This is a genomic window from Pseudomonas baetica (genome assembly GCF_019733355.1).
Lineage (GTDB): Bacteria > Pseudomonadota > Gammaproteobacteria > Pseudomonadales > Pseudomonadaceae > Aquipseudomonas > Aquipseudomonas baetica_A.
In genome coordinates, this window is the sequence record NZ_JAIHLQ010000032.1 from 1 (window position 1) to 24,117 (window position 24,117).

21 protein-coding genes are annotated in these 24,117 nt (G+C 58.1%); 8 read left to right on the forward strand and 13 right to left on the reverse strand.

Features of this window, described 5'->3' with window-relative positions; genetic code table 11:
- Positions 1–158: 158 nt before the first annotated feature.
- Positions 159–1,292 carry an AGE family epimerase/isomerase gene (locus tag K5E40_RS24720; protein ID WP_221733060.1) on the forward strand — a complete coding sequence of 378 codons (1,134 nt, stop codon included), beginning with the start codon at positions 159–161 and terminating at the stop codon, positions 1,290–1,292.
- 95 nt (positions 1,293–1,387) lie between these two features.
- Here K5E40_RS24720 and K5E40_RS24725 read toward each other — a convergent pair whose 3' ends face one another.
- The 9 genes from K5E40_RS24725 to K5E40_RS24765 form a co-directional block, all read right to left on the reverse strand.
- Positions 1,388–2,293, reverse strand: coding sequence for a cation diffusion facilitator family transporter (locus tag K5E40_RS24725; RefSeq protein WP_221733061.1), 906 nt, complete (start codon positions 2,291–2,293; stop codon positions 1,388–1,390).
- Between the two features lie 174 nt (positions 2,294–2,467).
- The gene (locus tag K5E40_RS24730) at positions 2,468–3,232 is read right to left on the reverse strand and encodes an SDR family oxidoreductase (RefSeq protein ID WP_007915905.1); all 765 of its coding nucleotides are present in this window, start codon (positions 3,230–3,232) and stop codon (positions 2,468–2,470) included.
- An 838-nt stretch (positions 3,233–4,070) separates the two neighbouring features.
- On the reverse strand, positions 4,071–4,787 hold the full coding sequence (locus tag K5E40_RS24735) for an ABC transporter ATP-binding protein (RefSeq protein ID WP_221733062.1): 717 nt from the start codon (positions 4,785–4,787) through the stop codon (positions 4,071–4,073).
- A complete protein-coding gene (locus K5E40_RS24740; protein ID WP_221733063.1) occupies positions 4,784–5,656 on the reverse strand; it encodes an ABC transporter ATP-binding protein in 873 nt (290 codons plus the stop codon). The genes K5E40_RS24735 and K5E40_RS24740 overlap by 4 nt, the downstream gene beginning before the upstream one ends.
- Positions 5,653–6,954: a high-affinity branched-chain amino acid ABC transporter permease LivM gene (livM, locus tag K5E40_RS24745; RefSeq protein ID WP_221733064.1), complete on the reverse strand. Its 1,302-nt coding sequence runs from the start codon at positions 6,952–6,954 to the stop codon at positions 5,653–5,655. Before livM ends, K5E40_RS24740 begins: the two co-directional genes overlap by 4 nt.
- Before the next feature lie 3 nt (positions 6,955–6,957).
- Positions 6,958–7,872, reverse strand: coding sequence for an ABC transporter permease subunit (locus K5E40_RS24750; protein WP_221733065.1), 915 nt, complete (start codon positions 7,870–7,872; stop codon positions 6,958–6,960).
- 179 nt (positions 7,873–8,051) lie between these two features.
- Positions 8,052–9,185: an ABC transporter substrate-binding protein gene (locus tag K5E40_RS24755; RefSeq protein ID WP_221733066.1), complete on the reverse strand. Its 1,134-nt coding sequence runs from the start codon at positions 9,183–9,185 to the stop codon at positions 8,052–8,054.
- 368 nt (positions 9,186–9,553) lie between these two features.
- Complete coding sequence (locus K5E40_RS24760; protein ID WP_221733067.1) at positions 9,554–10,837, reverse strand: FAD-binding oxidoreductase; 1,284 nt, start codon at positions 10,835–10,837, stop codon at positions 9,554–9,556.
- Positions 10,838–10,996: 159 nt separating this feature from the next.
- Complete coding sequence (locus tag K5E40_RS24765; protein ID WP_221733068.1) at positions 10,997–12,487, reverse strand: aldehyde dehydrogenase family protein; 1,491 nt, start codon at positions 12,485–12,487, stop codon at positions 10,997–10,999.
- 165 nt (positions 12,488–12,652) lie between these two features.
- On the opposite strand from K5E40_RS24765, the gene K5E40_RS24770 reads away from it, so the two are divergent.
- The gene (locus tag K5E40_RS24770; protein ID WP_221733069.1) at positions 12,653–13,558 is read left to right on the forward strand and encodes a LysR family transcriptional regulator; all 906 of its coding nucleotides are present in this window, start codon (positions 12,653–12,655) and stop codon (positions 13,556–13,558) included.
- Between the two features lie 14 nt (positions 13,559–13,572).
- On the opposite strand, the gene K5E40_RS24775 is transcribed toward K5E40_RS24770, so the two are convergent.
- Positions 13,573–14,382, reverse strand: a complete 810-nt coding sequence (locus tag K5E40_RS24775) for a helix-turn-helix transcriptional regulator (RefSeq protein ID WP_221733070.1) — start codon at positions 14,380–14,382, stop codon at positions 13,573–13,575.
- Between the two features lie 174 nt (positions 14,383–14,556).
- On the opposite strand from K5E40_RS24775, the gene K5E40_RS24780 reads away from it, so the two are divergent.
- From K5E40_RS24780 to nadE, 4 genes are all read left to right on the forward strand, one after another.
- The gene (locus K5E40_RS24780) at positions 14,557–16,023 is read left to right on the forward strand and encodes a sodium:alanine symporter family protein (protein WP_221733071.1); all 1,467 of its coding nucleotides are present in this window, start codon (positions 14,557–14,559) and stop codon (positions 16,021–16,023) included.
- A gap of 396 nt (positions 16,024–16,419) precedes the next feature.
- Complete coding sequence (locus tag K5E40_RS24785; RefSeq protein ID WP_221733072.1) at positions 16,420–16,674, forward strand: hypothetical protein; 255 nt, start codon at positions 16,420–16,422, stop codon at positions 16,672–16,674.
- Between the two features lie 49 nt (positions 16,675–16,723).
- Entirely contained in the window at positions 16,724–17,947 is a 1,224-nt protein-coding gene (pncB, locus tag K5E40_RS24790; RefSeq protein ID WP_221733073.1) for a nicotinate phosphoribosyltransferase, read from the forward strand.
- A gap of 4 nt (positions 17,948–17,951) precedes the next feature.
- Entirely contained in the window at positions 17,952–18,779 is an 828-nt protein-coding gene (gene nadE / locus K5E40_RS24795; RefSeq protein ID WP_221733074.1) for an ammonia-dependent NAD(+) synthetase, read from the forward strand.
- 199 nt (positions 18,780–18,978) lie between these two features.
- On the opposite strand, the gene azu is transcribed toward nadE, so the two are convergent.
- Entirely contained in the window at positions 18,979–19,425 is a 447-nt protein-coding gene (gene azu, locus K5E40_RS24800; RefSeq protein ID WP_221733075.1) for an azurin, read from the reverse strand.
- A 343-nt stretch (positions 19,426–19,768) separates the two neighbouring features.
- Here azu and K5E40_RS24805 point away from each other — a divergent pair, with 343 nt between their 5' ends.
- Positions 19,769–20,356: a TIGR00730 family Rossman fold protein gene (locus K5E40_RS24805; protein WP_221733076.1), complete on the forward strand. Its 588-nt coding sequence runs from the start codon at positions 19,769–19,771 to the stop codon at positions 20,354–20,356.
- A 68-nt stretch (positions 20,357–20,424) separates the two neighbouring features.
- Complete coding sequence (locus K5E40_RS24810; protein ID WP_221733077.1) at positions 20,425–20,604, forward strand: hypothetical protein; 180 nt, start codon at positions 20,425–20,427, stop codon at positions 20,602–20,604.
- A 128-nt stretch (positions 20,605–20,732) separates the two neighbouring features.
- Here K5E40_RS24810 and K5E40_RS24815 read toward each other — a convergent pair whose 3' ends face one another.
- Together K5E40_RS24815 and K5E40_RS24820 are read right to left on the reverse strand one after the other, a co-directional pair.
- Positions 20,733–21,626 (reverse strand): transglutaminase family protein, encoded by an 894-nt coding sequence (locus tag K5E40_RS24815; protein ID WP_221733078.1) that lies wholly within the window; start codon positions 21,624–21,626, stop codon positions 20,733–20,735.
- The gene (locus K5E40_RS24820; RefSeq protein WP_221733079.1) at positions 21,626–24,112 is read right to left on the reverse strand and encodes a circularly permuted type 2 ATP-grasp protein; all 2,487 of its coding nucleotides are present in this window, start codon (positions 24,110–24,112) and stop codon (positions 21,626–21,628) included. The genes K5E40_RS24815 and K5E40_RS24820 overlap by 1 nt, the downstream gene beginning before the upstream one ends.
- Between the last annotated feature and the right edge of the window lie 5 nt (positions 24,113–24,117).

Sequence of the window (24,117 nt, forward strand, 5' to 3'; positions counted from 1 at the left end):
TCGCGAGCAAGCCCGCTCCCACAATGGATTGATGGTGCACACAAAACCTGTGGGGAGCGGGCTTGCTCGCGATGACGGCCGATCAGACACCGCATCGCTCCCCCCATGCTGTCTGCTACCATGTCGCGCAATCGCCCCAGCCGTGACGACGTCCGCCCATGCCCCTCGCTTCCCGCTCCAAGTCCCTGCCTGAATTGACCGCCCTGTTCAGCGACGTGCAACAGCATTTCGTCAACGTGATCGTGCCCCTCTGGCAAGGCCCGGGCTGGAACGCCGACATGGCGCTGCCTTACGAGGCGCTGGACGCCGCACATCAGCCGCTGCCACCGCAACGCTATCGGGCGATGGCCTGCGCGCGGCAGTTGTATCTGTTTTCCAGCCTGATCGGGGTTGTGGATAACGCCGAAGATCGCGCGGCGGCGCTGTTTCGCTCGCTGCAACGACACTTCCACGATGCCGAACATGGCGGCTGGTTCTATAGCATTGATCCGCAGGGCAAACCGCTGGATCAGCGCAAGGATCTCTACACCCACGCTTTCATCCTGTTCGCCTGCGCACATTACTGGGACAAGTCCCGTGAGCCGCTGGTGGAATCGACGCTCAATGCCGCGCTGGAAATCGTCGGCCGCCGTTTTGCGACCGGTGACGGCTTGTACGAAGCGTGCCTTGAGCGCGACTGGATCACCCTGCAAACCGGCCCGCTGCAGAACCCGCTGATGCACTTGGCTGAAGCCTTTCTCGCGACATTGTCAGTGCGTGAGGACGCGGCAACGCAACAAGCGCTCGTTGAGTTATGCACAGCCATGCACAAGCGGTTCATCGATCCACAACATGGCGTGTTGATGGAGAAACCGCTCGGGGCTGTGGATAACTGGTATGAGCCGGGGCACCAGTTCGAGTGGTACTTCCTGCTGCAATCCTCGGCGTTGTTGCGCGGCTCGAAACTGCATTCGGCGCTGGACAAGGCTTTCGCGTTTACCGAGCAATTCGGTGTGCAGCAGCCGTGCGGCGCCGTGCGGGCGATGCTTGATCTGGAACTGGACGGACGCCCGAAAGATTCGACTCAACGGATCTGGGCGCAGGCGGAATATCTGCGGGCGCTGACCTTACGCCCCGACAGCGACGCTGTGGTGCTGCATCAATTGCAGGCATTGCAACAGCGCTTCCTGCATGCCGGTGGCTGGCATGAGTGCCGCGATGAACAGGGTGACGTCAGCCGCAAGGACATGCCTTCGACCACGCCGTACCACCTTGCGACTTGCTATCACGGCTTGGCTGAATATCTTCGCTGATTGATTTACCGCTATCGCTAGCAGGCTAGCTCCCACATTGGGAATGCATTCCCCTGTGGGAGCCAGCCTGCTAGCGGGTAACCGTTACACGGCCTCTAGGCAATCCACTTCTTGTCTCCGGTAAAGCTGATGGTCAACCACCGCGCCGCCTCCGGCTCACCCAATTTCGCCGAAATTTCCTCGCGCAAAACATCCAACTGACCGACGCTGCTCAGCGCATAGTCCGCCGGCAAGACCACATGAATCTCGATAAATCGGGCCCGCCCGTGCTTCTGCACGTAGGACACGTAATCGTCGAAACCATGCTCGACCTTCGCCGCGTCCATCACCTGTCGCACCTGATCGTCCAGCGTGTCCGGCGCTATACCGAGCACATCGCGCAGCGCCGGGCCAAGAATCTTGAACGCCGGTGGCAGCATGGTCAGGGCCAATACGATCAGGATCAGCGGGTCGACAAACTTCGCCCACTCGCCATAGCCCTGCGCCTTGAGCAGCAGCGCCGCGAGAAAACTGATCAACAGGCCGACCGAGAGCATCGCGTCCACCAGCCAACTGATGTTGTCGAACTGGATCAGCGTGGATTTGAGCTTGCGATTGCGCCGGCGCACATAGAAGAAGTAGGCGAACTCAACCACGGTGAACACCGCAGCGTAGATGATCACCAGACCCAGTTCGATCTCGCGGCCGCCGTTGATGATGCCGAACACACCGTTGAGAAATGCGTAGATGGCGATCAACAGCAGGAAACTGCCTTCGATCAGCAGCACCATCGGCTCCAGATGCCAGAAACCGAACTGGAAGCGGTGATTGCTTTGCTTGGCGATCAACTTCGCCGTGATCAGCATCAGGACTTTGATGAAGGTGGCGATCAGCGAGAAAAAGCCATCGAACAGGATGGATTGGGAGCCGGAAACAAAACCTGTGACGATCCCGGCGATCGCCACGGCGAACATCAGGATGGTCGATTGTTTGAGCAGCGACTGCTCACCTCGGTTACTCACGTAGCCTCCTCGAAAAACCTTGAACACCGCGGGGTGCGGTGGGGTTGTTGGGAGAGGAGTTTACATTACTGCCATATTTTGGCCGTTTTGGCCTCTCCGCCAGCAGGCTGGCTCCCACATAGATTGCATTCCGATGTGGGAGCCAGCCTGCTGGCGATTAGCTTCAGCGCGGTCTTAGGCCTTGTTACGCTCGATGGCAAAACCCGCCCAGGTCTGGCTCACCGGCATCAGCTCAAGGCTGTTGATATTGATGTGCGCCGGCGCATTCATGACCCAGAAAATCGTCTCGGCGATGTCCTGCGGCTGGATCGGCTCGGCACCGGCGTAGGTCGCGTTGTAACGCTCCTGGTCTCCGGCAAAACGCACCAGCGAAAACTCGCTTTCACACAGCCCCGGCTCAATGTTGCTGACCCGCACGCCCGTGCCCTGCAAGTCGCAACGCAGGTTCAGCGAGAACTGCTTAACGAACGCCTTTGTCGCGCCGTACACATGGCTGCCTGGGTACGGGTAGTTGCCGGCGATAGAACCAAGGTTAACGATGCCAGCGCCACGACCATGAGCGATCAGGCGCGGCAGCAACAAACGCGTGGCGTACATCAGGCCTTTGACGTTGGTGTCGACCATCGTGTCCCAATCATCCAGATCGCATTTCGGCGCAGGGTCGACGCCCAGTGCCAGACCGGCGTTGTTGATCAGGCCGCGCAACTTGGCGAACGATGGGGGCAGGTTGGCAATCGCCTCCTCCATCGCCTTGCGATCACGCACATCAAGCACCAGGCCATGCACTTCGGTTTGCTTGGACAGTTCAGCGCACAGGGCATTGAGGCGTTCTTCACGACGGCCGGTCAGCACCAGTTTCCAGCCAGCCTCGGCAAAACGGCGGGCACAGGCTTCACCAAAACCGGACGTCGCGCCAGTGATAAACAGGGTGTTGGACATCGTGTTCTCCTTGCTTCGGCCGCCAAGGCAGCCCTTGAAATAGAAAATCAGGTGGCAGCATGCCCGGCCTCGCAATCACGAGCAACACTCGCGAACTGTACAAAAAACAACCAGCAGCGCCAACGCTATAGCGAACGTGGCTTGTAGCCATGTGCACGCACGTTATCCACAGGCCCTTCCACAGTTTCCGGGGGCAAGTGGAAACGCGTAAAGCCGCGCCACACAAGGCTTTGCGGGAGAAATAGAAAGTTTTTTGCTTGACCCTGAAGCGGCAGATGTGCGGGACATGGCATTTTGCACGACTGCCCAGTCATCGCAGTGATCGCGCGAGGCCAGTCATTACGCCGCTTAGCGGAGTCTTTCCAGAGTTTAATCACAGACTTATCCACAGCCCGACCAGCCTTTAAACGATTGCAAAACCGGCCCCATAAAAAGGTTGACAACGGCGCCTCTTACTCTCGCAAAAAAGCCTGATCAAAAAACAGCCACACGCCTGAAAGCCACGGTTTCAAAGGCTTGCAGCCAGCTACTCCCACGTTATTCACAGCCAGCTCCACAGCAAACGGGGACAAGTCAAAGCTGTGGAAAAACAGTCAATTGCAGCGTCTATATGTCGCGCTTTGGCAGGTTGGGGAATTTGTTTTCCACAATTCTCGAACTTGCACCTATCAACTGTGGGAGCGAGCTTGCTCGCGAAGGTGGCGGTACATCCAGATCATGAGGTGGCTGATACACCGCATTCGCGAGCAAGCTCGCTCCCACAAGGGGCTGTGGTGGTTTGAGGAATGAAAAAGCCCCGGGACTTGCGTCGCCGGGGCTTTGTGTATCTGGGGATAACTCAGTGCCCGCCCAGATAGGCGTTACGCACCTCCTCGTTCACCAGCAACTCCTTACCGGTACCCGTGAGGCGGATCTCGCCGTTGACCATCACATACGCCCGATCCGACAGCTTCAGCGCATGGTTGGCGTTCTGCTCGACGAGGAAAATGGTCATACCGGTTTTCGCCAGCTCGCGCAGAGTGGCGAAAATCTGCTTCACCACAATCGGCGCCAGGCCCAGGCTCGGCTCATCGAGCAGCAACAACTTTGGCCGGCTCATCAAGGCGCGGGCGATGGCGAGCATCTGCTGTTCACCGCCAGACATGGTCATCGCCCGTTGGTTGCGCCGCTCTTCAAGCCGTGGAAACAGCTCGAACATGCGCTGCATATCCTCTTTCGCGTGTTTGTCGCCAATCGGGATGGTGCCCATCAGCAGGTTTTCCTCGACGGTCATGTCGGGGAATACCCGCCGCCCTTCTGGCGACTGCGCAATGCCGTTGGAGGCGATGTAGTGCGAGGTCTTGTGGGTAATGTCGACGCCTTGATAAAGGATCTGCCCGCTCGCCGCTCGCGGCTGGCCGAAGATCGACATCAGCAACGTCGACTTGCCCGCGCCGTTGGAGCCAATCAGGCTGACGGTTTCCCCTTCGTTGATCTGCAGCGAAACACCCTTGAGTGCCTGGATCGGGCCGTAGAACACGTCGAGGTCTTTGAGCTCGAGGATCGGTTGAGTCATACCAGCTCCTCTTCGTCAGCGCCCAGATAGGCGGCAATCACTTTTGGATCGTTACGGATGGCTTCAGGGCCGCCCTCGGCGATAACGATGCCGTGGTCCAGCACCACAATGTCGTCGGAAATGCTCATGACCATGCCCATGTCGTGTTCGATCAGCACCACGGTCAGATCGTGCTCGTCGCGCAGCAGCCGGATCATCGCGCTCAGCGCTTCGGTTTCCTGAGGGTTGAGGCCGGCGGCCGGTTCGTCGAGACAGATGATTTGCGGCCGCGTGCACATGGCCCGGGCGATCTCCAGTCGGCGTTGCTGGCCGTAGGAGAGCTCACCGGCCAGACGGTTGGCGCAGTCCACCAGATCGACCACTTCCAGCCAATAGAACGCACAATCGAGCGCGTCGCTTTCGGCTTTGCGATAGCCCTTGGTGTTGAGGATGCCGGCGAGCATGTTGCGGTTGACCCACATGTGCTGAGCCACCAAGAGGTTTTCCAGTACCGACATTTCCTTGAACAGGCGAATGTTCTGGAACGTGCGGGCCAGGCCTGCGCGGTTCACCAGATGGGTGCCGCCGAACATCTTGTAGTACATCCGGCTGAGGAAGCTTTTCGGCGAAACGAAATCGGTCGGTTTGAACGACTCGCCCAGCAATTGAATGACGTTGGTCTTCTGGCCGCGCACATTGAGTTCGATCTTGCCGCCGGAGGCTTTGTAGAACCCGGTCAGGCAGTTGAACACCGTGGTCTTGCCGGCGCCATTGGGGCCGATCAGCGCGAAGATCGAATTGCGTTTGACCTTCAGGCTGACATCGCTCAACGCCTTGATGCCACCAAAATGCATCATCAGTTTTTCAACAGAGAGTACGACTTCACTCATGGCGCAGTCCTCTCGTAGTGAATGGCACCTTTGCGTGGTTTGACCCCGGTACGGCTGATGCGGATCAGCCCTCGTGGTCGCCAGATCATCATCAACACCATCAGGATGCCGAACAGCAGCACGCGATATTCGGCGAAGCCGCGCAGCAGTTCCGGGGCAACCGTGAGCACGAACGCCGCAATCACCACACCGATGGTCGAGCCCATGCCGCCGAGCACAACAATGGCCAGGATCAGCGCCGACTCGAAGAAAGTAAACGAGGTCGGGTTGACGAAACCTTGGTAGGTCGCGAAAAACACACCGGCCAGACCGGCCGTCGACGCACCGATGGTGAACGCCGAAAGTTTGACCAGTACGTGGTTCAGGCCCATCGAACGGCAAGCGATTTCATCTTCACGCAACGCCTCCCAGGCTCGGCCGACCGGCATCTTCACCAGACGATGCTTGATGTACAGCACGGCCAGCACCACCAGGAACAACACCGCGTAGATAAAGTAATACTTCACGTCAGAGTTGTAGGCGATGCCGAAGAACTCGTGAAACGGCACCCCACCCTCCTTCGCCCGTTTGCCGAACTCCAGACCGAAAAAGGTCGGCAGCGGTGCCGACATGCCATTCGGGCCTCCTGTCAGGGACAACCAGTTGTTGAGGATCAGACGGATGATTTCACCGAAGCCCAGGGTCACGATTGCCAGATAATCGCCATGCAGACGCAACACCGGAAAACCGAGGATGCAGCCGGCCAGCCCAGCCGTGATCGCCGCCAGTGGCAGCACGGTCCAGAAGCCCAGACCGAGATACTGGTAACCAAGCGCCAGCCCGTAGGCACCGATGGCGTAGAACGCCACGTAACCCAGATCGAGCAAACCGGCCAGGCCCACCACGATGTTCAGGCCCAAGCCCAGCAACACGTAGATCAACCCGAGGATGACCACGCCAAGCAGGTAGGAGTTGGAGAAGAACGGCACGGCCACGGCCAGCAGAATCAGTAGCGGGATGATCCAGCGCAGGCTTGATTTGTGATCGGCTGGCAGCACATGCACGCCGGAACTCGTGCTCTCGAATCCGTCGAGAATCTTCAGGCCCTTGGGCGTTTGCAGGAACAGGCTGAGGGCAAATCGGCCAACCATGACGATGGCGATAATCCACGCCACCCGGGTCGGTTCGAGGTTGAAGCTGTAGCCGTCGAGTACGACGCCGACAATCGGGCCAAACACGACCAAGGCAATGAGGCCGGCAAGAATCGACTCAACCAGGCTTTTTTTGATATCGATGTTTTTTTGAGTGGTTGAAGACATCGCTTACACCTTCGACACAAGAGGACGGCCCAACAGGCCCTGCGGCCGGAAGACCAGAACAAGTACGAGCAGCGAGAAGCTGAACACGTCTTTGTAGTCGGAGTTGACCAGGCCGGAGAACAGCGACTCGGAGATCCCGAGGATGATCCCGCCGAGCATCGCACCGGGCAATGAACCGATCCCGCCAAGCACCGCTGCGGTAAACGCCTTGATGCCAATGATGAAACCGGCATAGAAGTCGAACGTGCCGTAGTTCATGGTGATCAGCACGCCGGCCAGCGCCGCCATGGCCGCACCAATGATGAACACGTAGGAAATCACCCGGTCGGTGTTGATCCCCAGGATCGAAGCCATCTTGCGGTCTTGTTGGGTCGCGCGGCACATACGACCGAGCTTGGTGTACTTGATCACGTAGGTCAGCAGGCCCATGCCCACGAACGCCGCGACCAGAATGAAGATCTTGGTGTAGGTCAGTTGCACGAAGCCGGTGCCGATGTCGACACGCAAGGCACCGGTCAGCAGGGTCGGCACGCCTTGTTGCTTCGCGCCTTGGGCGATCTGTGCATAGTTTTGCAGGATCAGGGAAATACCGATGGCGCTGATCAGCGGTGCCAGTCGGGTGGAGTTACGCAGGGGTTTGTAGGCAACACGCTCGATGACCCAGCCATAGACCGCCGTGACGACGATGGTGAAGATCAGCGTGCCGAGCATCAGCAGTGGGAAGGATTCAATACCGAAGTAAGCCAGCAGAGCCAGACTGATTGCCGCCAGGTAAGCGGAAATCATGTAAACCTCGCCGTGGGCGAAGTTGATCATGCCGATGATGCCGTAGACCATTGTGTAGCCGATGGCGATCAGGCCATAGACCGACCCGAGGGTCAGGCCGTTGACCAGTTGCTGCAGGAAAATACCATCCATAACGCAATCTCACGCAGTGAGAACCTGCACACCCTGAGGTGCGCGGCTCTTCTAGGAAAAATACAGATTTACGTCGGAGCAATGTCAGAGCGCGATTTACCTATCGCCACCGCCTCCTGTGGGAGCGGGTTTGCTCGCTCCCACAGGGGTTTATGGCGTTCAGTTAATCGCGTCAGCCCTTACTTCTGTTTTTCCAACTGGTGGTATTTGCCGTCCTTGTCCCACTCGTAAACCACGTAGTCGGAGACTTTCAAGTCGCCCTTGGCGTCCCAGGATTTCTCGCCCATGACGGTCTTGACCGGGTTTTTCTTCAGCCATACGGCCGCTTTTTCGCCGTCATTGGACTTGGCGCCGTTGAAGGCGGCAGCCAGGGCTTGTACAGAGGCGTAAGCGTAGAGGGTGTAGCCTTCAGGCTCGGTGCCGGCCTTGCGGAACGCATCGACGACCGCCTTGCTGTCTGGCAGCAGACGCGGGTCGGCGCCGAAGGTCATCAGGACGCCATCGACGAATTGCGGGCCACCGGCGGTGGTCACCAGTTCGTCGGTCACAATGCCGTCGTCGGACATGAACTTGACGTCTTTCAAGCCCTGTTCACGCAGTTGGCGAACCAGAGGACCGGCTTCCGGGTGCAGACCACCGAAGTAGACGACGTCGGCGCCAGCGCCACGGATTTTGGTCACGATGGTGCTGAAGTCTTTTTCGCCCCGGGTCAGGCCCTCGTAAAGAACCGGAGTCACACCGCGTTTGATCAACTGAGCCTTGGTGGCGTCAGCCAGACCTTGGCCGTAGGTGTCCTTGTCGTGCAGAACAACAACTTTTTTACCCTTGAGCACGTCAACAATGTAGTCGCCCGCGACGATGCCCTGCTGGTCGTCACGCCCGCACATACGGAACATGGCGCTCAGGCCGCGCTCGGTCACTTGCGGGTTGGTGGAGCCCGGGGTGATCGCAATAATGCCGGCTTCGTCGTAGATTTCCGACGCTGGAATGGTCGAAGAGGAGCAGAAGTGACCGACCACGCCGGCGACTTTCTGGTTGGTGAGGTCCTTGGCGACCGTCACAGCCTGCTTCGGTTCGCAGGCGTCATCGCCCTTGACCAGAACGATTTTCTCCCCGTTGACGCCACCTGCCGCGTTGACCGCATCGGCCGCCGCCTGGGCCCCCTTCATGTACTGCTCGCCAAATGCCGCGTTGGCGCCCGTCATTGGACCCGCTACGCCGATTTTGATGTCAGCCTGAGCAAACGCAGAAACACCCAACGCAGTAGCGACTGCGAGGGCCAGAAAGCCTTTCTTGTAAAACGTCTGGGACATGAGGTGGTGCTCCAAGGTTTTTTTTAGTTGGCACTGCGACTTCATTTCACTGAATGCTCAGAGCAAGGGCCGTGCCATCGGTTTTTTATTCTTCAAAAAGTCGCTGCTTTCTTGTTATTTCGACTGTTTCGTTCCCATTTTCATTGGGCGTGCAACCGTCTAAACCGCGGAAGGTGAAACCTTTTAAAATTTCAGGCGCAACCCGCATGCGCCATCATTGCAACCGCGGCACCAAACGACGTGCAACCAGCCTGTAACCGCTCGCGTCACCGAACTGCACACTGCTGGTGCGGGACTGCTACAACCCGCACCATTACAGGCTAGTCGCTACGCGCAAAAGCGCCGCGTTACGCAACATCTTTCAACATTCAAATGACAATGCGCAGGCACTGGCCCGCGTGATACAGCGAGAATCCGGCCTCGTACAGGCAACTGCGCAAACCCAAGCCAGACAGGGGCTGCATCGGTGCAAAGGGAATCGGCAGGGCTTGAGGATTACCGTTACACAAATAGTCGGCGAAGGCTTTCCCGACCACCGTGCCCGTGGTCACACCCCGGCCGTTGTAACCGGTGACGGCCACCAGCCCCGGTGCCGGCTCGAACAGACGCATCAAGTGATCGGGCGTAAAAGCGATGCGCCCGGTCCAGGTGCACTCCCACTCGACCGGCTTCAGATTGGGGAAGTAATGCTGCTGCACCCGGTCGGCCCAGGCCTTGAGGAACCAGGTCGGTTTCTGATTGCCGTTGCCCAGGCTACCGAGCAATAACCGCCCGTCTTTGTCGCGGCGGATGCTGCTCAGCACCTGGCGGGTATCCCACGAACCTTGCCCACCGGGAAGGATTTCCTGCGCGGCGTCTTCGCTCAAAGGTACCGAGGCGACCTGATAGTAGTAACCGGGGAAGAAGTTGCGTTTGAGCTCGGTCCAGTCGCCTTCGGTGTAGGCGTTGGAGGCGATGACAACCTGCTCAGCCAGCACCGCCCCCTGTTCGGTCTGCACCGACCATTTGGGGCCCACACGCTCGAGACGAGTGACCGGGGAGTGATCGAACATCTGCCCGCCGAGCCCCATCACCGCATTCGCCAGCCCGGTGACATAGGCCATCGGGTTGAGGGTTCCTGCGCGCCGGTCGAGCAACGCAGCAGCAATCTTTTGTGTGCCGGTGGCTTGCTCGCAAGCCTTGCCGGTCAGCAATTCGACGGGGGCACCACGGCGTTTCCATTGTTGCTCACGACTGCGCAGATCCGCCTCGCCCTTGGCGTTGTGGGCCATGTGCAGGGTGCCTTCGCGGCGCAACTGGCAATCGATGTTGTACTTATCCACAAGGCTGAACACCAGCGCCGGCGCCGCACCGAGCATGCGGTTGAGCTGGCTGCCAACGGCTTCGCCGAACCCGGCTTCAATCTCGTCCGGCGGGATCCACATACCGGCGTTGACCAATCCGACGTTGCGCCCGGAACCGCCGTGACCGGCGCGATGGGCTTCCAGCACGCAAACGCTTTTGCCTTTCTCCAACAGATGCAGCGCCGCCGACAACCCGGTAAACCCGGCACCGATCACGCAGACATCGACGTTGACCTCACCCTTGAGCACCGTGTTATCGGGCCTTTGCGGCGTGAGTTTTTCCCACAGACACTCTTCACGTAACGGCATTGCCAGACTCCAACAGAAACCTAACAAACACACTGTTCAACAATGTGGGAGCGGGCTTGCTCGCGAAAGCGGTATATCAGACAACGTCCAAGTCGACTGACCCGACACCTTCGCGAGCAAGCCCGCTCCCACAAGGGGTTATCCATCTGACTGAAGGTATCAGTCGAAGGTGATGCCCTGCGCCAACGGCAATTCCAGCGAGTAGTTCACGGTATTAGTCTGGCGACGCATGTACGCGCGCCATGCATCCGAGCCCGACTCACGACCACCGCCGGTCTCTTTCTCGCCACCAAACGCGCCGCCGATTTCCGCGCCGCTCGGGCCGATGTTGACGTTGGCGATGCCGCAGTCACTGCCGACTGCCGACATGAACTGCTCGGCCTCACGCACGTCAGTGGTGAAAATGCACGACGACAGACCTTGTGGCACCGCGTTGTTCAAACGCAGCGCTTCCTGGAAATCGCTGTAGCCAACCACGTACAAGATCGGCGCGAAGGTTTCGCTGCACACCACATCACTCTGCTCCGGCATTTCAACGATGGCCGGCGAGACGTAGTAGGCGTTGGGGAATTGATCCTCCAGTTGACGCTTGCCGCCAAACACGCGACCGCCCTCGCTCAATGCCTGCTCCAGCGCATCCTGCATGTTCTCGAAACTGTGCTTGTCGATCAGCGGGCCCACCAGATTGCCTTCCAGCGGATGACCGATGCGCACTTTGGCGTAAGCCGCTTTGAGGCGGGTGACGATTTCTTCTTTGACCGATTCGTGGGCGATCAAGCGACGCAACGTGGTGCAACGCTGACCGGCGGTGCCCACCGCGCTGAACAGAATCGCGCGCACCGCCATGTCCAGATCAGCGCTTGGGCCGAGGATCATCGCGTTGTTGCCGCCCAGTTCAAGGATGCTGCGGGCGAATCGAGCAGCGACTTTCGGCGCCACTTCGCGGCCCATGCGCGTGCTACCGGTGGCGCTGATCAGCGCCACACGCGGGTCGTCGACAAGGGCTTCACCGGCGTCACGGCCACCAATGATCACTTGGCAGAGATTGGCCGGAGCATCTGTGAAATTCTTCACGACGCGATCAAACAGTGCCTGGCAAGCCAGTGCCGTCAGCGGGGTTTTCTCCGACGGTTTCCACACCACCGGGTTACCGCAGACCAGCGCCAGCGTGGTGTTCCACGCCCACACTGCGACCGGGAAGTTGAACGCACTGATCACCCCGACCACGCCCAGCGGATGCCAGGTTTCACGCATGTGGTGGCCCGGGCGCTCGGAAGCAATGGTCAAACCGTATAACTGGCGCGACAGACCGACGGCGAAGTCGCAGATGTCGATCATCTCCTGCACTTCACCCAGGCCTTCCTGAGTAATCTTGCCGGCTTCCCACGACACCAGTTCGCCGAGATCGGTTTTGTATTCACGCAGCACTTCGCCGAATTGACGCACCAGTTCACCGCGACGCGGCGCCGGCACCTTGCGCCACGCCTCGAACGCATGATCTGCGCGACTGATGTGCTGCTCGACTTCGGCCGCACCTTCCCAGTTCACGGCGGCAATCTGGCTGCCGTCGATCGGCGAATGCACCGGCACTTTGCCGTTCTGATAAAGGGCCGGGTTTACACCAAGACGATCAAGCAATGCGGCAACCATGGGTCACTCCTCAAGCAAAAAGCTGAATGTGTGCGGCCGCTTTTTCACGACCGGGCAGGCCTTTAGTTGTAGCGTCCCAAAGGCAAGGCAACAAACGACCTTTACGCGAGATATCATTCCGTTTATTCATGCCAGGCATAGAAAGACAAGAAAAAGGGATCACCCATGCTGAACAAACGCCACTTGCCATCGATCACCGCGTTGCAGTGCTTCGAGGCCGTGACCCGGCACTTGAGTTTCACCCGCGCCGCCGAGGAGCTGAACCTGACGCAGAGCGCTGTCAGCAAACAGGTCGCGCAGCTTGAGGAACTGTTGCAGCACTTGTTGTTTCGTCGCGTGCGTCGCCGTTTGCAGATGACGCCCGCCGGGGATTTGTACTTGGTCGAAGTCAGAAAAATCCTCACACAGGTGGAAATGTCGACCCATTACCTGCGCTCCTACGGCGGTGAGACCGAAGTCCTGCGCGTCTCGACGCCATCGACCTTCGGCGCTCGCTGGCTGGTGCCGCGCCTGAAGGGCTGGCGTTTGCGCCATCCGTCGATTCATCTGGATCTGTGCAACGAGCAGGAAGCCGATGATTTGCTGCAAGGGCGCAGTGATCTGGCGTTCTATTTCGGTCAGGGTTCGCGGCCCGGCACTGAATGCCTGAAGCTGTTCGGCGAAGAGTTGGTACCGGTCTGCGCGCCCGGCAGCCTGCCGAAAACACCGTTTACTGACCCGACGCAACTCACCGATCTGGTGCTGCTGCAAAATGCGTCGCGCCCACAGGCCTGGCACGACTGGTTCGACAGTCAGGGCCATCAGACCGAACACAGCTACCACGGCCCGCGTTTCGAAACCTTTTATATGTGCATCCGCGCCGCACAAGTTGGCTGCGGTGTGGCGTTGTTGCCACGGTTTCTGGTGGAAGAGGAATTGGCCGACGGCAAACTGGTCATTCCCTGGCAGCATGCAATGCCCAGCACCGACGCCTATTACCTGGCCTACCCGGAACACTCGGCGGAAGTGCCCAAGGTCCGCGATTTTGTGAAGTGGATGCTGGAACAGATCGATAGCCCCACGGCTGAGTGAACTGCGGGAATTTGTCAGGCGATAACAAACAGGCCATCCACAACCTGAGCTTGAGCGAGACGTGCGCGTAGATCGGCGTCGATAGCGCAATCATCAGGTTTATATAGCCGAACGCGACGATAGGCATCGGCCTGATTGATTTGCTGCCCGAGATACTCCCAGACAACCCTTGAACAAGCAGGAGCACGGTCGTCGGCAGCAGAAACCCCCATCTTCAAACCATTGAGCCGTGTGATGCAGCTTTTGAAACTCGGGATGAGGATGGTTTGGCTGATCTCGTTTGAAGTCAGCGATTCATAATCGACAAAAAACAAGCGGTCCCGCAGGTAATAGGCGATACCCAGATATCGATACTGTTCGAATTCACCTCCCGCCCCGGCTATCTGTAAGCGTTCGTTTCGTTCATAAACAACGTCATGACCGTCCTCTCGCACATGCACAAGCGAACACAAAATGGAGCCAGGTTCAGTCATTGCATGGTAGTACTCGTAGTAATAACCGATATGAGATTTCAGTTCAGGTGAGGACTGTTCGCGCAGGTGTTCGTGCATTACCCGTGATGCCACCACCTCCCCCGACGCCTCAGTCTTATTGGCCTTAACGCCAATCAAGGCGACAAATTGCTCCGATGGCAGCACTATTTCGAACTCTTCCACGCCAAAAAAATCACAGATTCGCTTGAGATTAAAAGGTGTGGGGATGCTTTTCCCACACAGATACTTATTGAATTGCCCACGATTAATTCGAAGTTTCCTACAAACTTCCGCGACAGATCTGTAATGACTACACAGCAGCCTTAAGTTAGCCGAAAGAAACCCACACATACAATGACCCAACAAAATTCAAGAAAGGGCAACCATAGCAGCAACTCGCATCACATTTAAGCAACTTGCGAAATTGCGTTGATTTAAATATGGCTGGATATTACTCCCCCTGAAAAGCTTCAGGACTGACAACACAATTAATTCGCCAGCACTCTAAATAGCAAGGAGCTTTGAATGCTAGACGTCATCAACGAGTTTCTGTCGAGTAAGGTACTGATACCTTTGGTTCTTGGATTGGGAAGCTATTTCACCCTCCGGTCGAGATTTGTCCAGTTCAGGTACTTCCCCCATATGTTCGGAGTTTTACACGACAGTTGGCGCGCCGGCAGCCATCAATTGAGTTCATTTCAGGCGCTGACACTCAGCCTTGCCGGACGTGTCGGTACCGGCAATATCGTCGGGGTGGGGATTGCAGTGAGCATGGGTGGTCCGGGTGCGGTGTTCTGGATGTGGATGACCGCTCTCCTGGGCATGTCGAGCAGTTTCTTCGAATGTACGTTGGGACAACTCTATAAACGCAGCGATGGAAATGGCCTGTATCGAGGGGGACCCTCCTGGTACATCCAGTACGGCCTGGACAAGCGCTGGCTCGGGATGGTCGCGGCCGTGTTATTGCTGGTGACCTTTGGTTTTGCAATCAATGGCCTCGAGTCCCATGCGGTATCACACTCACTAAAAGATGCATTTGGTCTGCCGCCTATGTGGTCGGGGCTCGCAATTTCTTTGATGCTGGGAGCGGTCTTCGTTGGCGGGATAAAACGTATAGCGGCAGTAGCCGACCTTCTGGTTCCTATAAAGGTTCTCGCCTACATCGGTGTGACAGCCTACGTGATCGTTCTGCAGTTCGATCAGGTTCCAGCAATGCTGATGACCATTATCAAAAGCGCATTCGGTCTGGATCAGGCCTTTGGTGGAATGGTCGGCAGTGCAATCATCATGGGGGTCAGACGGGGCGTATTTTCCAACGAGGCAGGACTGGGCAGCGCTCCCAATGTCGCGTCAGTAGCGAAGATCGACCACCCGATTGCACAAGGCGCGGTACAAGCACTGAGTGTTTTCATCGATACATTCGTGATCTGCACCTGTACTGCGTTACTGATTTTGCTATCAGGTTTCTACGCACCTGGATTTGAAGGTGATGGGATTGCTCTGGCACAGAACTCGCTGGCAGCCGTCGTCGGGGAATGGGGCCGGATGTTTATAAGCGTGGTACTGGCGTTGTTCGTATTCACCGCAATGCTTTACAACTATTACCTGGGAGAAAACAGCTTACGGTTCATATTGGGGAAGCCTCAAAAAACACTGATTTTCTATCGGGCGCTGGTGTTGGTTCTAGTGTTCTGGGGATCGATCCAGGATCTGTCCACTGTCCTGGCTTTTGCCGACATCACCATGACGCTGCTGGCACTTGTCAACCTGACAGCCATGGCTCTGCTCTTCAAAGTCGGCATGCGTGTCTTGAACGACTATGACAAACAACGCCGCGCCGGAGTCAAGGCACCGGTTTTCGACTCGAGTAAATTCCTGGATCTGGATCTCGATCCTTTAGCGTGGCCGCCGCAGCCTGACAGCCCAAGCGCAATGAATCATAGCGAGCCTGCTCTTTGCTCGAGAGTCAGCAAGCAGCCCGCCCAAGCATAGGTCGCACAGATGCAGAGCCATTACGCCAAGTAATGGTTCTGCAACAGATAAATCAACACTCCATAACCACCAAACTAAAAGAACAATGCTTTCTTCGATCTGTTACGCCTAAAACAACCTGAAGGACTGTATCCCATGAATCGGTTTACCCACTCAAAGCAAACGCAACCCATGTTCCGACCTTTTTTATAGATTCACACGCCGCCCCTAACCAACTATTTGAGGACGCCTGTTTTAGAATTCGCGCCGCCGTGAGTCTTTTGGAGACTTTTACATCAGTCACTATTAAGGGCACCAACGACTCCGACTTTTATCGCTTGATACTTCCTGCTTATGTACTACTTCAGGACGGTGTCGATACGCTGGAACAGATCAACTTCAAGGGAGGCGTCTTTCATGTATAAAATAGTAACCGACGAAATGCTCAGAGCAGCTTTTATTAAAGCAGTTGAAATCAACCTCATACCAAGGCACTCGCTATTGGCCGATCACCTAACCAGCGGCCAACGACTTGAGCAAGTCATTCAAGCCGCGCTGGAGGTTCAACCGAAAACATATAAATTTTGCGGGCTGAGATGTATGACATCAGAGGATCTTTCAGCTGAAAGCAAAAAAGCGCTGGCAATCCCCACCGCTGATATGCGCCACTAGCGCCACTGATTGAGCCCGCGCAACGGCGCGGCGTACCTGGAGACCCGCTATGAGCGAGAGTGTGTTTGCCGATCGCATCGTGCAGAACCTGCTCGACACCGACTTCTACAAACTGACCATGATGCAGGCGGTGCTGCACAACTATCCCAACGTCGAAGTCGAATGGGAGTTCCGTTGCCGTAACAGTGAGGATCTGCGCCCGTATCTGGCGGAAATTCGCTATCAGATCGAGCGTTTGGCCGAGCTGAGCCTGAGCGCCGATCAACTGAGTTTCCTTGAGCGCATCTCCTTCCTTAAACCGGATTTCCTGCGTTTTCTCGGGCTGTTCCGCTTCAACCTGCGTTATGTGCACACCGGCATCGAGAACGGCGAGCTGTTCATCCGCCTGCGTGGGCCCTGGCTGCATGTGATCCTTTACGAAGTGCCCCTGCTGGCCATCGTCAGCGAAGTGCGCAACCGCTATCGCTACCGCGAAACCGTGCTCGAACAAGCGCGTGAGCAGCTCTACCGCAAGTTCGACTGGCTGACCGCCAACGCCTCGGCAGACGAACTGGCGCAATTGCAGGTGGCGGATTTCGGCACCCGTCGCCGGTTCTCGTATCGCGTGCAGGAAGAAGTGGTGAACGTGCTCAAGCACGATTTCCCCGGGCGTTTCGTCGGCACCAGCAACGTGCACCTGTCCCGCGAACTGGACATGAAGCCGCTAGGCACCATGGCCCACGAATGGATCATGGCGCACCAGCAACTCGGCCCGCGGCTGATCGACAGCCAGATTGCCGCCCTCGACTGCTGGGTGCGCGAGTACCGTGGCCTGCTGGGGATCGCCCTCACCGACTGCATCACCACCGATGCCTTCCTCGGTGACTTCGACCTGTTCTTTGCCAAGCTTTTCGACGGTTTGCGCCACGATTCCGGAGATCCCGTGGTGTGGGGCGAAAAGTGCATCGCCCATTACCACAAGCTCGGTATCGACCCGATGAGCAAGACGCTGGTGTTCTCCGACAGCCTGACCCTGCCCAAGTCGCTGGAGATATTCCGCGCGCTGCACGGTCGGATCAACGTGAGCTTCGGCATCGGTACCAACCTGACCTGTGACATTCCGGGTGTTGAACCGATGAGCATCGTGCTTAAAATGACCGCCTGCAACGGCCAACCGGTGGCGAAGATCTCCGACGAGCCAGGCAAGTCGCAATGCAAAGACCCGAATTTCGTCGCCTATTTGCGACATGTTTTCCAGGTTCCTGCCGATTCCAGTCCATCTAGCAAGGAGTGAATTCATGCAAGCCGTACAGCGTGAGATTGCTGAACAGCTCAAGGTCCAGCCGCCGTTCGCCAACCACCAAGCCCTTGAGGCCGAAGTTGCCCGGCGCATCACCTTTATCCAGGATTGCCTGACCCATTCCGGACTCAAGACCCTGGTGCTGGGCATCAGCGGCGGCGTCGACTCGTTGACTGCCGGTTTGTTGGCCCAGCGCGCCATGCGTGAACTGCGTGAGCGCAGTGGCGACAACCGCTACAAGTTCATCGCCGTGCGCCTGCCGTACGAAACCCAGTTCGACGAACACGATGCCCAAGCCTCGGTGGATTTCATCGCCCCGGACGAGCGCCACACGGTCAATATCGGGCCGGCGGTAAAGTCGCTGGCCAGTGAAGTCGCGGCGTTTGAAGGCAAACACGCGGTGTCGGTGGATTTCGTCCTCGGCAACACCAAAGCGCGGATGAGGATGGTGGCTCAGTACACCATCGCTGGCGCGGCGCAGGGGCTGGTGATCGGCACTGACCATGCGGCGGAAGCAGTGATGGGTTTCTTCACCAAGTTCGGCGACGGTGCCTGCGACCTGGCACCGCTCAGCGGTTTGGTAAAAAACCAGGTGCGCGCGATTGCCCGCCACTTTGGTGCACCGGAGTCGCTGGTTGAGAAGGTTCCGACTGCGGATCTGGAGGACCTGTCGCCGGGCAAGCCGGACGAAGCGTCCCACGGCGTGACGTATGCCGAGATCGATGCCTTCCTGCATGGCGAGGCGGTGCGTCAGGAAGCGTTCGACATCATTGTCGCGACCTACAACAAGACCCATCACAAACGGGTCATGCCGTTTGCGCCTTGATCGGTAAGTGAACGAAAAAGCCCGCTGGGGAGCGATCCTCAGCGGGCTTTTTTTTTGGCCAATCACTTTATCGACGCTGATGGCCTCTTCGCGAGCAAACCCGCGACCACAGTGTTTGAGTTGTTCACAGAACATGTGACCGACACCAAGCCTGTGGGAGCGAGCCTGCTCGCGAAGAACGATGACGCGGTGATCCTGCTTACTTGACGGTCAGGGTGCCTTTCATCATCGAGATGTGGCCCGGGAACGAGCAGAAGAAGCCGTAATCGGTGCCGGCAGCCAGTTTAGATACATCGAAGGTCAGCGAGTCTTTCTCGCCAGCGCCAATGATCTTGGTGTGCGCGATCACGCGATCATCACCGTCTTTCAGGTAGTTTTTGTCGATGCCAGCCGCCAAGCCGTCGGTAGCGATCGGCTGCATGTCGGCCGCTTTACTGATGACCAGGTTATGGCCCATCACGTTCTTCGGCAGGCTACCGGAGTGAGTCAGCTCGACGGTGAACGTCTTGCAGCTCTTGTCGATCACGATTTCCTTGGTGTTGAAGGACATCTGATCGGTGGAGTCAACGGTGGTTTTGCACTCGGCAGCCATCAATTGGCTGCTGGCCAGCGCCAGCAGGGATACCGCAACAACTTTGGAAAACATGGTGAATCTCCAAGGCAGGGTTAACAAAAACACTAATGGTTGGAAGACTGCCTGAAATCTTCGCAAGTTCCTATGACTTGAGTCAAAAATTGTATACAACTTTCAGGCTATGACACTCATCAAGACAATCTAACGGCCAGATCAGCCGACAAAACCTATGATCGGCCCATCTCATTGATACGGAGCGCCAGTCATGATCTTTAACAGCCTGTTGTGCAGCTTGCTTGCCGCGTATGCCTGTGGTGCCAGTGGCACCTGCGAAACGCCCCAGCGCGAAGTTTAGACCTTGGAGCGAGGCGTGCCAGCCATTACCCTGTGCGACTGATCGCCCCAGGAGAAAGGCATGTCCCTGAAATCCGTTTGTGTGTTTTGCGGTGCCAATGCTGGCACTGATCCGGCTTACACCGAAGCCGCCGTCGCCCTTGGTCGGGCGCTGGCCGAACGCAAGTTGACCTTGGTCTACGGCGGTGGCGCCGTCGGTTTGATGGGCATCGTCGCCGATGCAGCGCTGGCCGCCGGCGGCGAAGTCATTGGGATCATTCCGCAAAGCCTGATGGACAAGGAGATCGGCCACAAAAGCCTGACTCGCCTTGAAGTCGTCGATGGCATGCACGCCCGCAAGGCACGCATGGCTGAGCTGAGCGACGCGTTTATCGCCCTGCCCGGCGGCCTCGGCACGCTGGAAGAGCTGTTTGAAGTCTGGACCTGGGGCCAACTCGGCTACCACGGCAAACCGCTGGGCCTGCTGGAAGTGAACGGCTTTTACAGCAAACTCACTGCATTTCTCGACCACATCGTCGGCGAAGGCTTCGTTCGCGGGCCACACCGTGACATGCTGCAAGTGAGCGAATCGCCGCAAACACTGCTCGATTCCCTGGATAACTGGAGGCCGACCGTCACGCCAAAGTGGGTCGACCAAAAACCCGGCTAACTGCCAGGCACCGATACAGGGCAGAATACGCGCCGCTCAACCTCACCTTCGACCCCAGAGGATCGCTCATGGCCAAACCCAATTACTCCTTCGCCAAACGTCAACGAGACCTGGAAAAGGAAAAGAAGAAAGAGGAAAAGCTTCAGCGCAAGAAACAATCAGCTGAAGACGCGGCACTGAACCCTGACGGTGAAGTGGCGACAGATGATGCTGTTGATGCACCGAAAGATCAGGCGCCTGACGCCTGAGCCGTTTGCGCAATCCTTGAACAGAGTCCCTGTGGGAGCAGGCTTGCTCGCGAAAGCGTCGTGACATTCACCCCTGAATGTCACTGAGAAATTGCCTTCGCGAGCAAGCCCGCTCGCACATTTGATTGTTATGACTCCAGTGGCATAACCGTGACCCGCACATCCGGATCATGGCTCCCCCCGCCCAGAATCACCCCCCGCAATGGCGACACATCGGAAAAATCCCGCCCCCACGCCAACGTAATGTGCTCCAGCGCAGGCTGCACGTTGTTGGTCGGATCGAAATCCACCCACCCCAGTACCGGACAGAACACCGAAACCCAGGCATGCGACGCATCGGCGCCGATCAACCGTGGCTGCCCTGGAGGCGGCTGGGTCAACAGGTACCCGCTGACGTAACGCGCCGCCAATCCGCGTGAACGCACGCACGCCAGCATCAGATGAGCGAAGTCCTGACAAACCCCACGTCGCCGCTCCAGCACTTGCACCAGCGGCGTCGCCACCTGCGTCGCCTCGGCATCGAAGGTGAATTCGCTGAAAATCTTCTGCATCAGATCCTGCACGCCCAGCAGCAAAGACCGGCCTGGCGGGAAACAGCTTTGGGAGAACTCGACGAAGCTGCGCTTGAGATGCACATACGGTGACTGGAATCGATAACGACACGCCTCAAGCAGGTCGGCAGGCAGCGGCTGGCTGCTGTAGGTCAGCGCATTGCGCGTCAGCTCCCACGCCGGGGATTGATTGAAATCCAGTACTGGTCGCGCCAGCACTTCAACCGTGAGCCGGGCATTGACCTGCAATTCATCGTGGGGCCGCTCGAACGCCAGTCGGGTCAATGGATTGCCGAACACATCCTGTTCATCACGACGCGCGGTCGGCTCTGGACTGATCAACAATTGCTGTTCGGTGCAGCGCTGCCAGGCGCACTCACGCGGCCACAGGTGCGCCAGTTGTTGCGCAAGGGACACCGGGCTGTCGTAGTGATAACAGGTGTCGTGGAAGATCTGGTAATGCGCGTTCATCAGACGGACACCGTGCGCTGGCTGACATCATCGACATGGGCGAAATGGCGCAGGGCCAGACGATCCGATACTTGCCCGCTGGCGTCGGCGATCGCTTGCAGCAGATCCGCCAGACCATCAAGCGCCGACCGCACGCTGGACTCACCAAACAACGGATTCTCCAGACAGCCCAGATCAAAACGCCCCAGGCGCTCGACCAGTTGTGCCAGCCCGGCCTCCCTTGGCACACCGAAATCATCGTTCAGGCGTTTCAACGTGCGGGTCACCAGTTTCAACTGGAACAACACCGCGTGCGGGTTCTGCTCATCAAGCAGTAACAGGTCGAGCACAGGAATCAACTGCGCCACCGCCAGGTAGCGAGAGCGATAAGTGATGCTGCTGTTACCCAGCTCCAGCAACCATTCAAGTCCCGCCTGATCGAACGCCCCTGCGCCACGCAGAAACGCTGCCAGGCTGCTGCTCAGAAATTGCAGACGCTCGATGCGCCGGCCGATCATCAGAAAGCGCCAGCCTTCATCACGGGTCATGTCGTCCAGCGCAAACCCGGACAGCGCCGCGAGCGACATCACCAGACGATTGAGGAAATCCAGCAACTCGCCGAAGTCCGGCTCGTCGGTATCCAGTTCCGTGGCTTCACGCTGCAATTCCACCAGCGCTTGCCAGTTTTCCCGCGAGAGCTTGCCGCGCACCTGCGAAGCGGCCCACTGTAGGCGTTGCAAGTTGGAACGCAGGCTGAACGACCAGTCCTCGCCGAGCAACGCAGCCAGCAAGCGCTCTGGCAGCTCACCTTCGTCCGGCAACAGCGCCAGTCGCTCGCCGAGGTCGACCGCTGCCAGCAAGGCTTGCGGGTCATCGCCGTCGACGTAACGCGCCAGCATGATCCGCAGCAGTCGCGCACTGTCGTCGCAACGCTCGCAGTAGCGGCCAAACCAGAACAGGTTTTCCACCACCCGCGACGGCAGGTAAGGGTCGCGTCGCACCAGATCGTGTACACCGACGTTGCGTTGAGTCTTCCATTGCTCGCCGCTTGGCGCTCGATCACCCAGCACCCAGGTGTCCTTGCTCGCCCCGCCGCGCTGCATCGATACCACTTCGGCATCGGCGTCGGCCGCCACTCGGGTCAGACCACCCGGCAGCACCCGATACCCGTCACTACCGGCCACGGCGTACATGCGCATCCCGATGGCGCGGGGCTGCAACTGGCCGTCTTCGGCTTGCCAGATCGGTGCCTGGGACAACTGGGCCAATTCTTGCGCTACATAGGCGTAAGGCCGTGCCTGCATGCGCTCGGACAAGCTCTTGCGCTGCTTTTCACTCAGATCACGGCCAAATACCGGTGCAAAACTTTGCGAGGGAAAGGCCGGTTTGATCAACAATTCCGGCAGTTTTTCCAAAGCCTGGGCCAACACCGGCGCTTCACCGCACCACCAGGTCGCGATGGATGGCAGGATCAGTTCTTCGCCAAACAGGTATTGGTTGATCTTCGGCAAAAACCCCAGCAACCCCGGGGACTCCAGCACGCCGCTGCCGAGCGCATTGGCGACCAGCACCCGGCCCTGACGCACCGCCTCAAGCAGCCCCGGAACACCGAGTGCAGAATCCGTGCGCAGCTCCAGTGGATCGCAGAAGTCATCATCGAGCCGACGCATGATCGCGTGCACCCGGCGCAAACCGCTGAGGGTTTTCAGGTACACCGTGGCATCGCGCACCGTCAGGTCGCCGCCCTCGACCAAGGGATAGCCAAGCTGGCGGGCCAGATACAAATGTTCGAAATAGCTTTCGTTGAAGCGCCCCGGCGTGAGCAAAACCACCAGCGGTGCGTCGTCATCGCAAGGCGCCTGACGAGCCAGGGTTTCTTGCAGGGTGCGGAAGAAACCGGCCAGATGCCGCACCTTGAGATCGCGATACATCTCGGGAAACGCCCGCGACACGATGGTGCGGTTTTCCAACGCATAACCGGCGCCGGACGGCGCCTGAGTGCGATCCGCCGTGACCCACCAGCGACCGTCCGGGGTGCGCGCCAGATCCACGGCGTACAGATGCATAAAGGCTTGCTCCGGCAGCGTGATGCCCTGACACGGCCAGAGAAAATTGTTGTGCCCGAACACCAGTTCCGCCGGCAGCAGGCCTTCACTGATCAACCGTTGCGGGCCGTACAGATCCGCCAGCACTGCATTGAGCAGTCGCGCACGCTGAGCGATCCCCGCCGACAATTGCTGCCACTCATCAGCAGCGATCACGTTCGGCAGCAGGTCCAGCTCCCACGGGCGATCAGCCCCTTTGGGGTCGGCATAGACGTTGTAAGTCACACCGTTTTCCTGAATCTGCCGGGCCAGCAAAGCCTGACGCTGCAGCAATAGCGCCGGACTGCTGCGCTGCAATTGGTCGAACAGGCGTTGCCAGTGCGGGCGCACCGCACCACTGCCATCGAGCAGTTCGTGATAGGTGCCCGCCGTCAGCGGATAGCGGTCTAGCAGGTCAGGCATGGAAA

Coding starts and splice junctions, on each gene's coding strand:
- K5E40_RS24720 (WP_221733060.1), top strand. CDS start 159: ATGCCCCTCGCTTCCCGCTCCAAGTCCCTGCCTGAATTGACCGCCCTG.
- K5E40_RS24730 (WP_007915905.1), bottom strand. CDS start 3,232: ATGTCCAACACCCTGTTTATCACTGGCGCGACGTCCGGTTTTGGTGAA.
- K5E40_RS24735 (WP_221733062.1), bottom strand. CDS start 4,787: ATGACTCAACCGATCCTCGAGCTCAAAGACCTCGACGTGTTCTACGGC.
- K5E40_RS24740 (WP_221733063.1), bottom strand. CDS start 5,656: ATGAGTGAAGTCGTACTCTCTGTTGAAAAACTGATGATGCATTTTGGT.
- livM (WP_221733064.1), bottom strand. CDS start 6,954: ATGTCTTCAACCACTCAAAAAAACATCGATATCAAAAAAAGCCTGGTT.
- K5E40_RS24750 (WP_221733065.1), bottom strand. CDS start 7,872: ATGGATGGTATTTTCCTGCAGCAACTGGTCAACGGCCTGACCCTCGGG.
- K5E40_RS24755 (WP_221733066.1), bottom strand. CDS start 9,185: ATGTCCCAGACGTTTTACAAGAAAGGCTTTCTGGCCCTCGCAGTCGCT.
- K5E40_RS24760 (WP_221733067.1), bottom strand. CDS start 10,837: ATGCCGTTACGTGAAGAGTGTCTGTGGGAAAAACTCACGCCGCAAAGG.
- K5E40_RS24765 (WP_221733068.1), bottom strand. CDS start 12,487: ATGGTTGCCGCATTGCTTGATCGTCTTGGTGTAAACCCGGCCCTTTAT.
- K5E40_RS24770 (WP_221733069.1), top strand. CDS start 12,653: ATGCTGAACAAACGCCACTTGCCATCGATCACCGCGTTGCAGTGCTTC.
- K5E40_RS24775 (WP_221733070.1), bottom strand. CDS start 14,382: ATGTGTGGGTTTCTTTCGGCTAACTTAAGGCTGCTGTGTAGTCATTAC.
- K5E40_RS24780 (WP_221733071.1), top strand. CDS start 14,557: ATGCTAGACGTCATCAACGAGTTTCTGTCGAGTAAGGTACTGATACCT.
- K5E40_RS24785 (WP_221733072.1), top strand. CDS start 16,420: ATGTATAAAATAGTAACCGACGAAATGCTCAGAGCAGCTTTTATTAAA.
- pncB (WP_221733073.1), top strand. CDS start 16,724: ATGAGCGAGAGTGTGTTTGCCGATCGCATCGTGCAGAACCTGCTCGAC.
- nadE (WP_221733074.1), top strand. CDS start 17,952: ATGCAAGCCGTACAGCGTGAGATTGCTGAACAGCTCAAGGTCCAGCCG.
- azu (WP_221733075.1), bottom strand. CDS start 19,425: ATGTTTTCCAAAGTTGTTGCGGTATCCCTGCTGGCGCTGGCCAGCAGC.
- K5E40_RS24805 (WP_221733076.1), top strand. CDS start 19,769: ATGTCCCTGAAATCCGTTTGTGTGTTTTGCGGTGCCAATGCTGGCACT.
- K5E40_RS24810 (WP_221733077.1), top strand. CDS start 20,425: ATGGCCAAACCCAATTACTCCTTCGCCAAACGTCAACGAGACCTGGAA.
- K5E40_RS24815 (WP_221733078.1), bottom strand. CDS start 21,626: ATGAACGCGCATTACCAGATCTTCCACGACACCTGTTATCACTACGAC.
- K5E40_RS24820 (WP_221733079.1), bottom strand. CDS start 24,112: ATGCCTGACCTGCTAGACCGCTATCCGCTGACGGCGGGCACCTATCAC.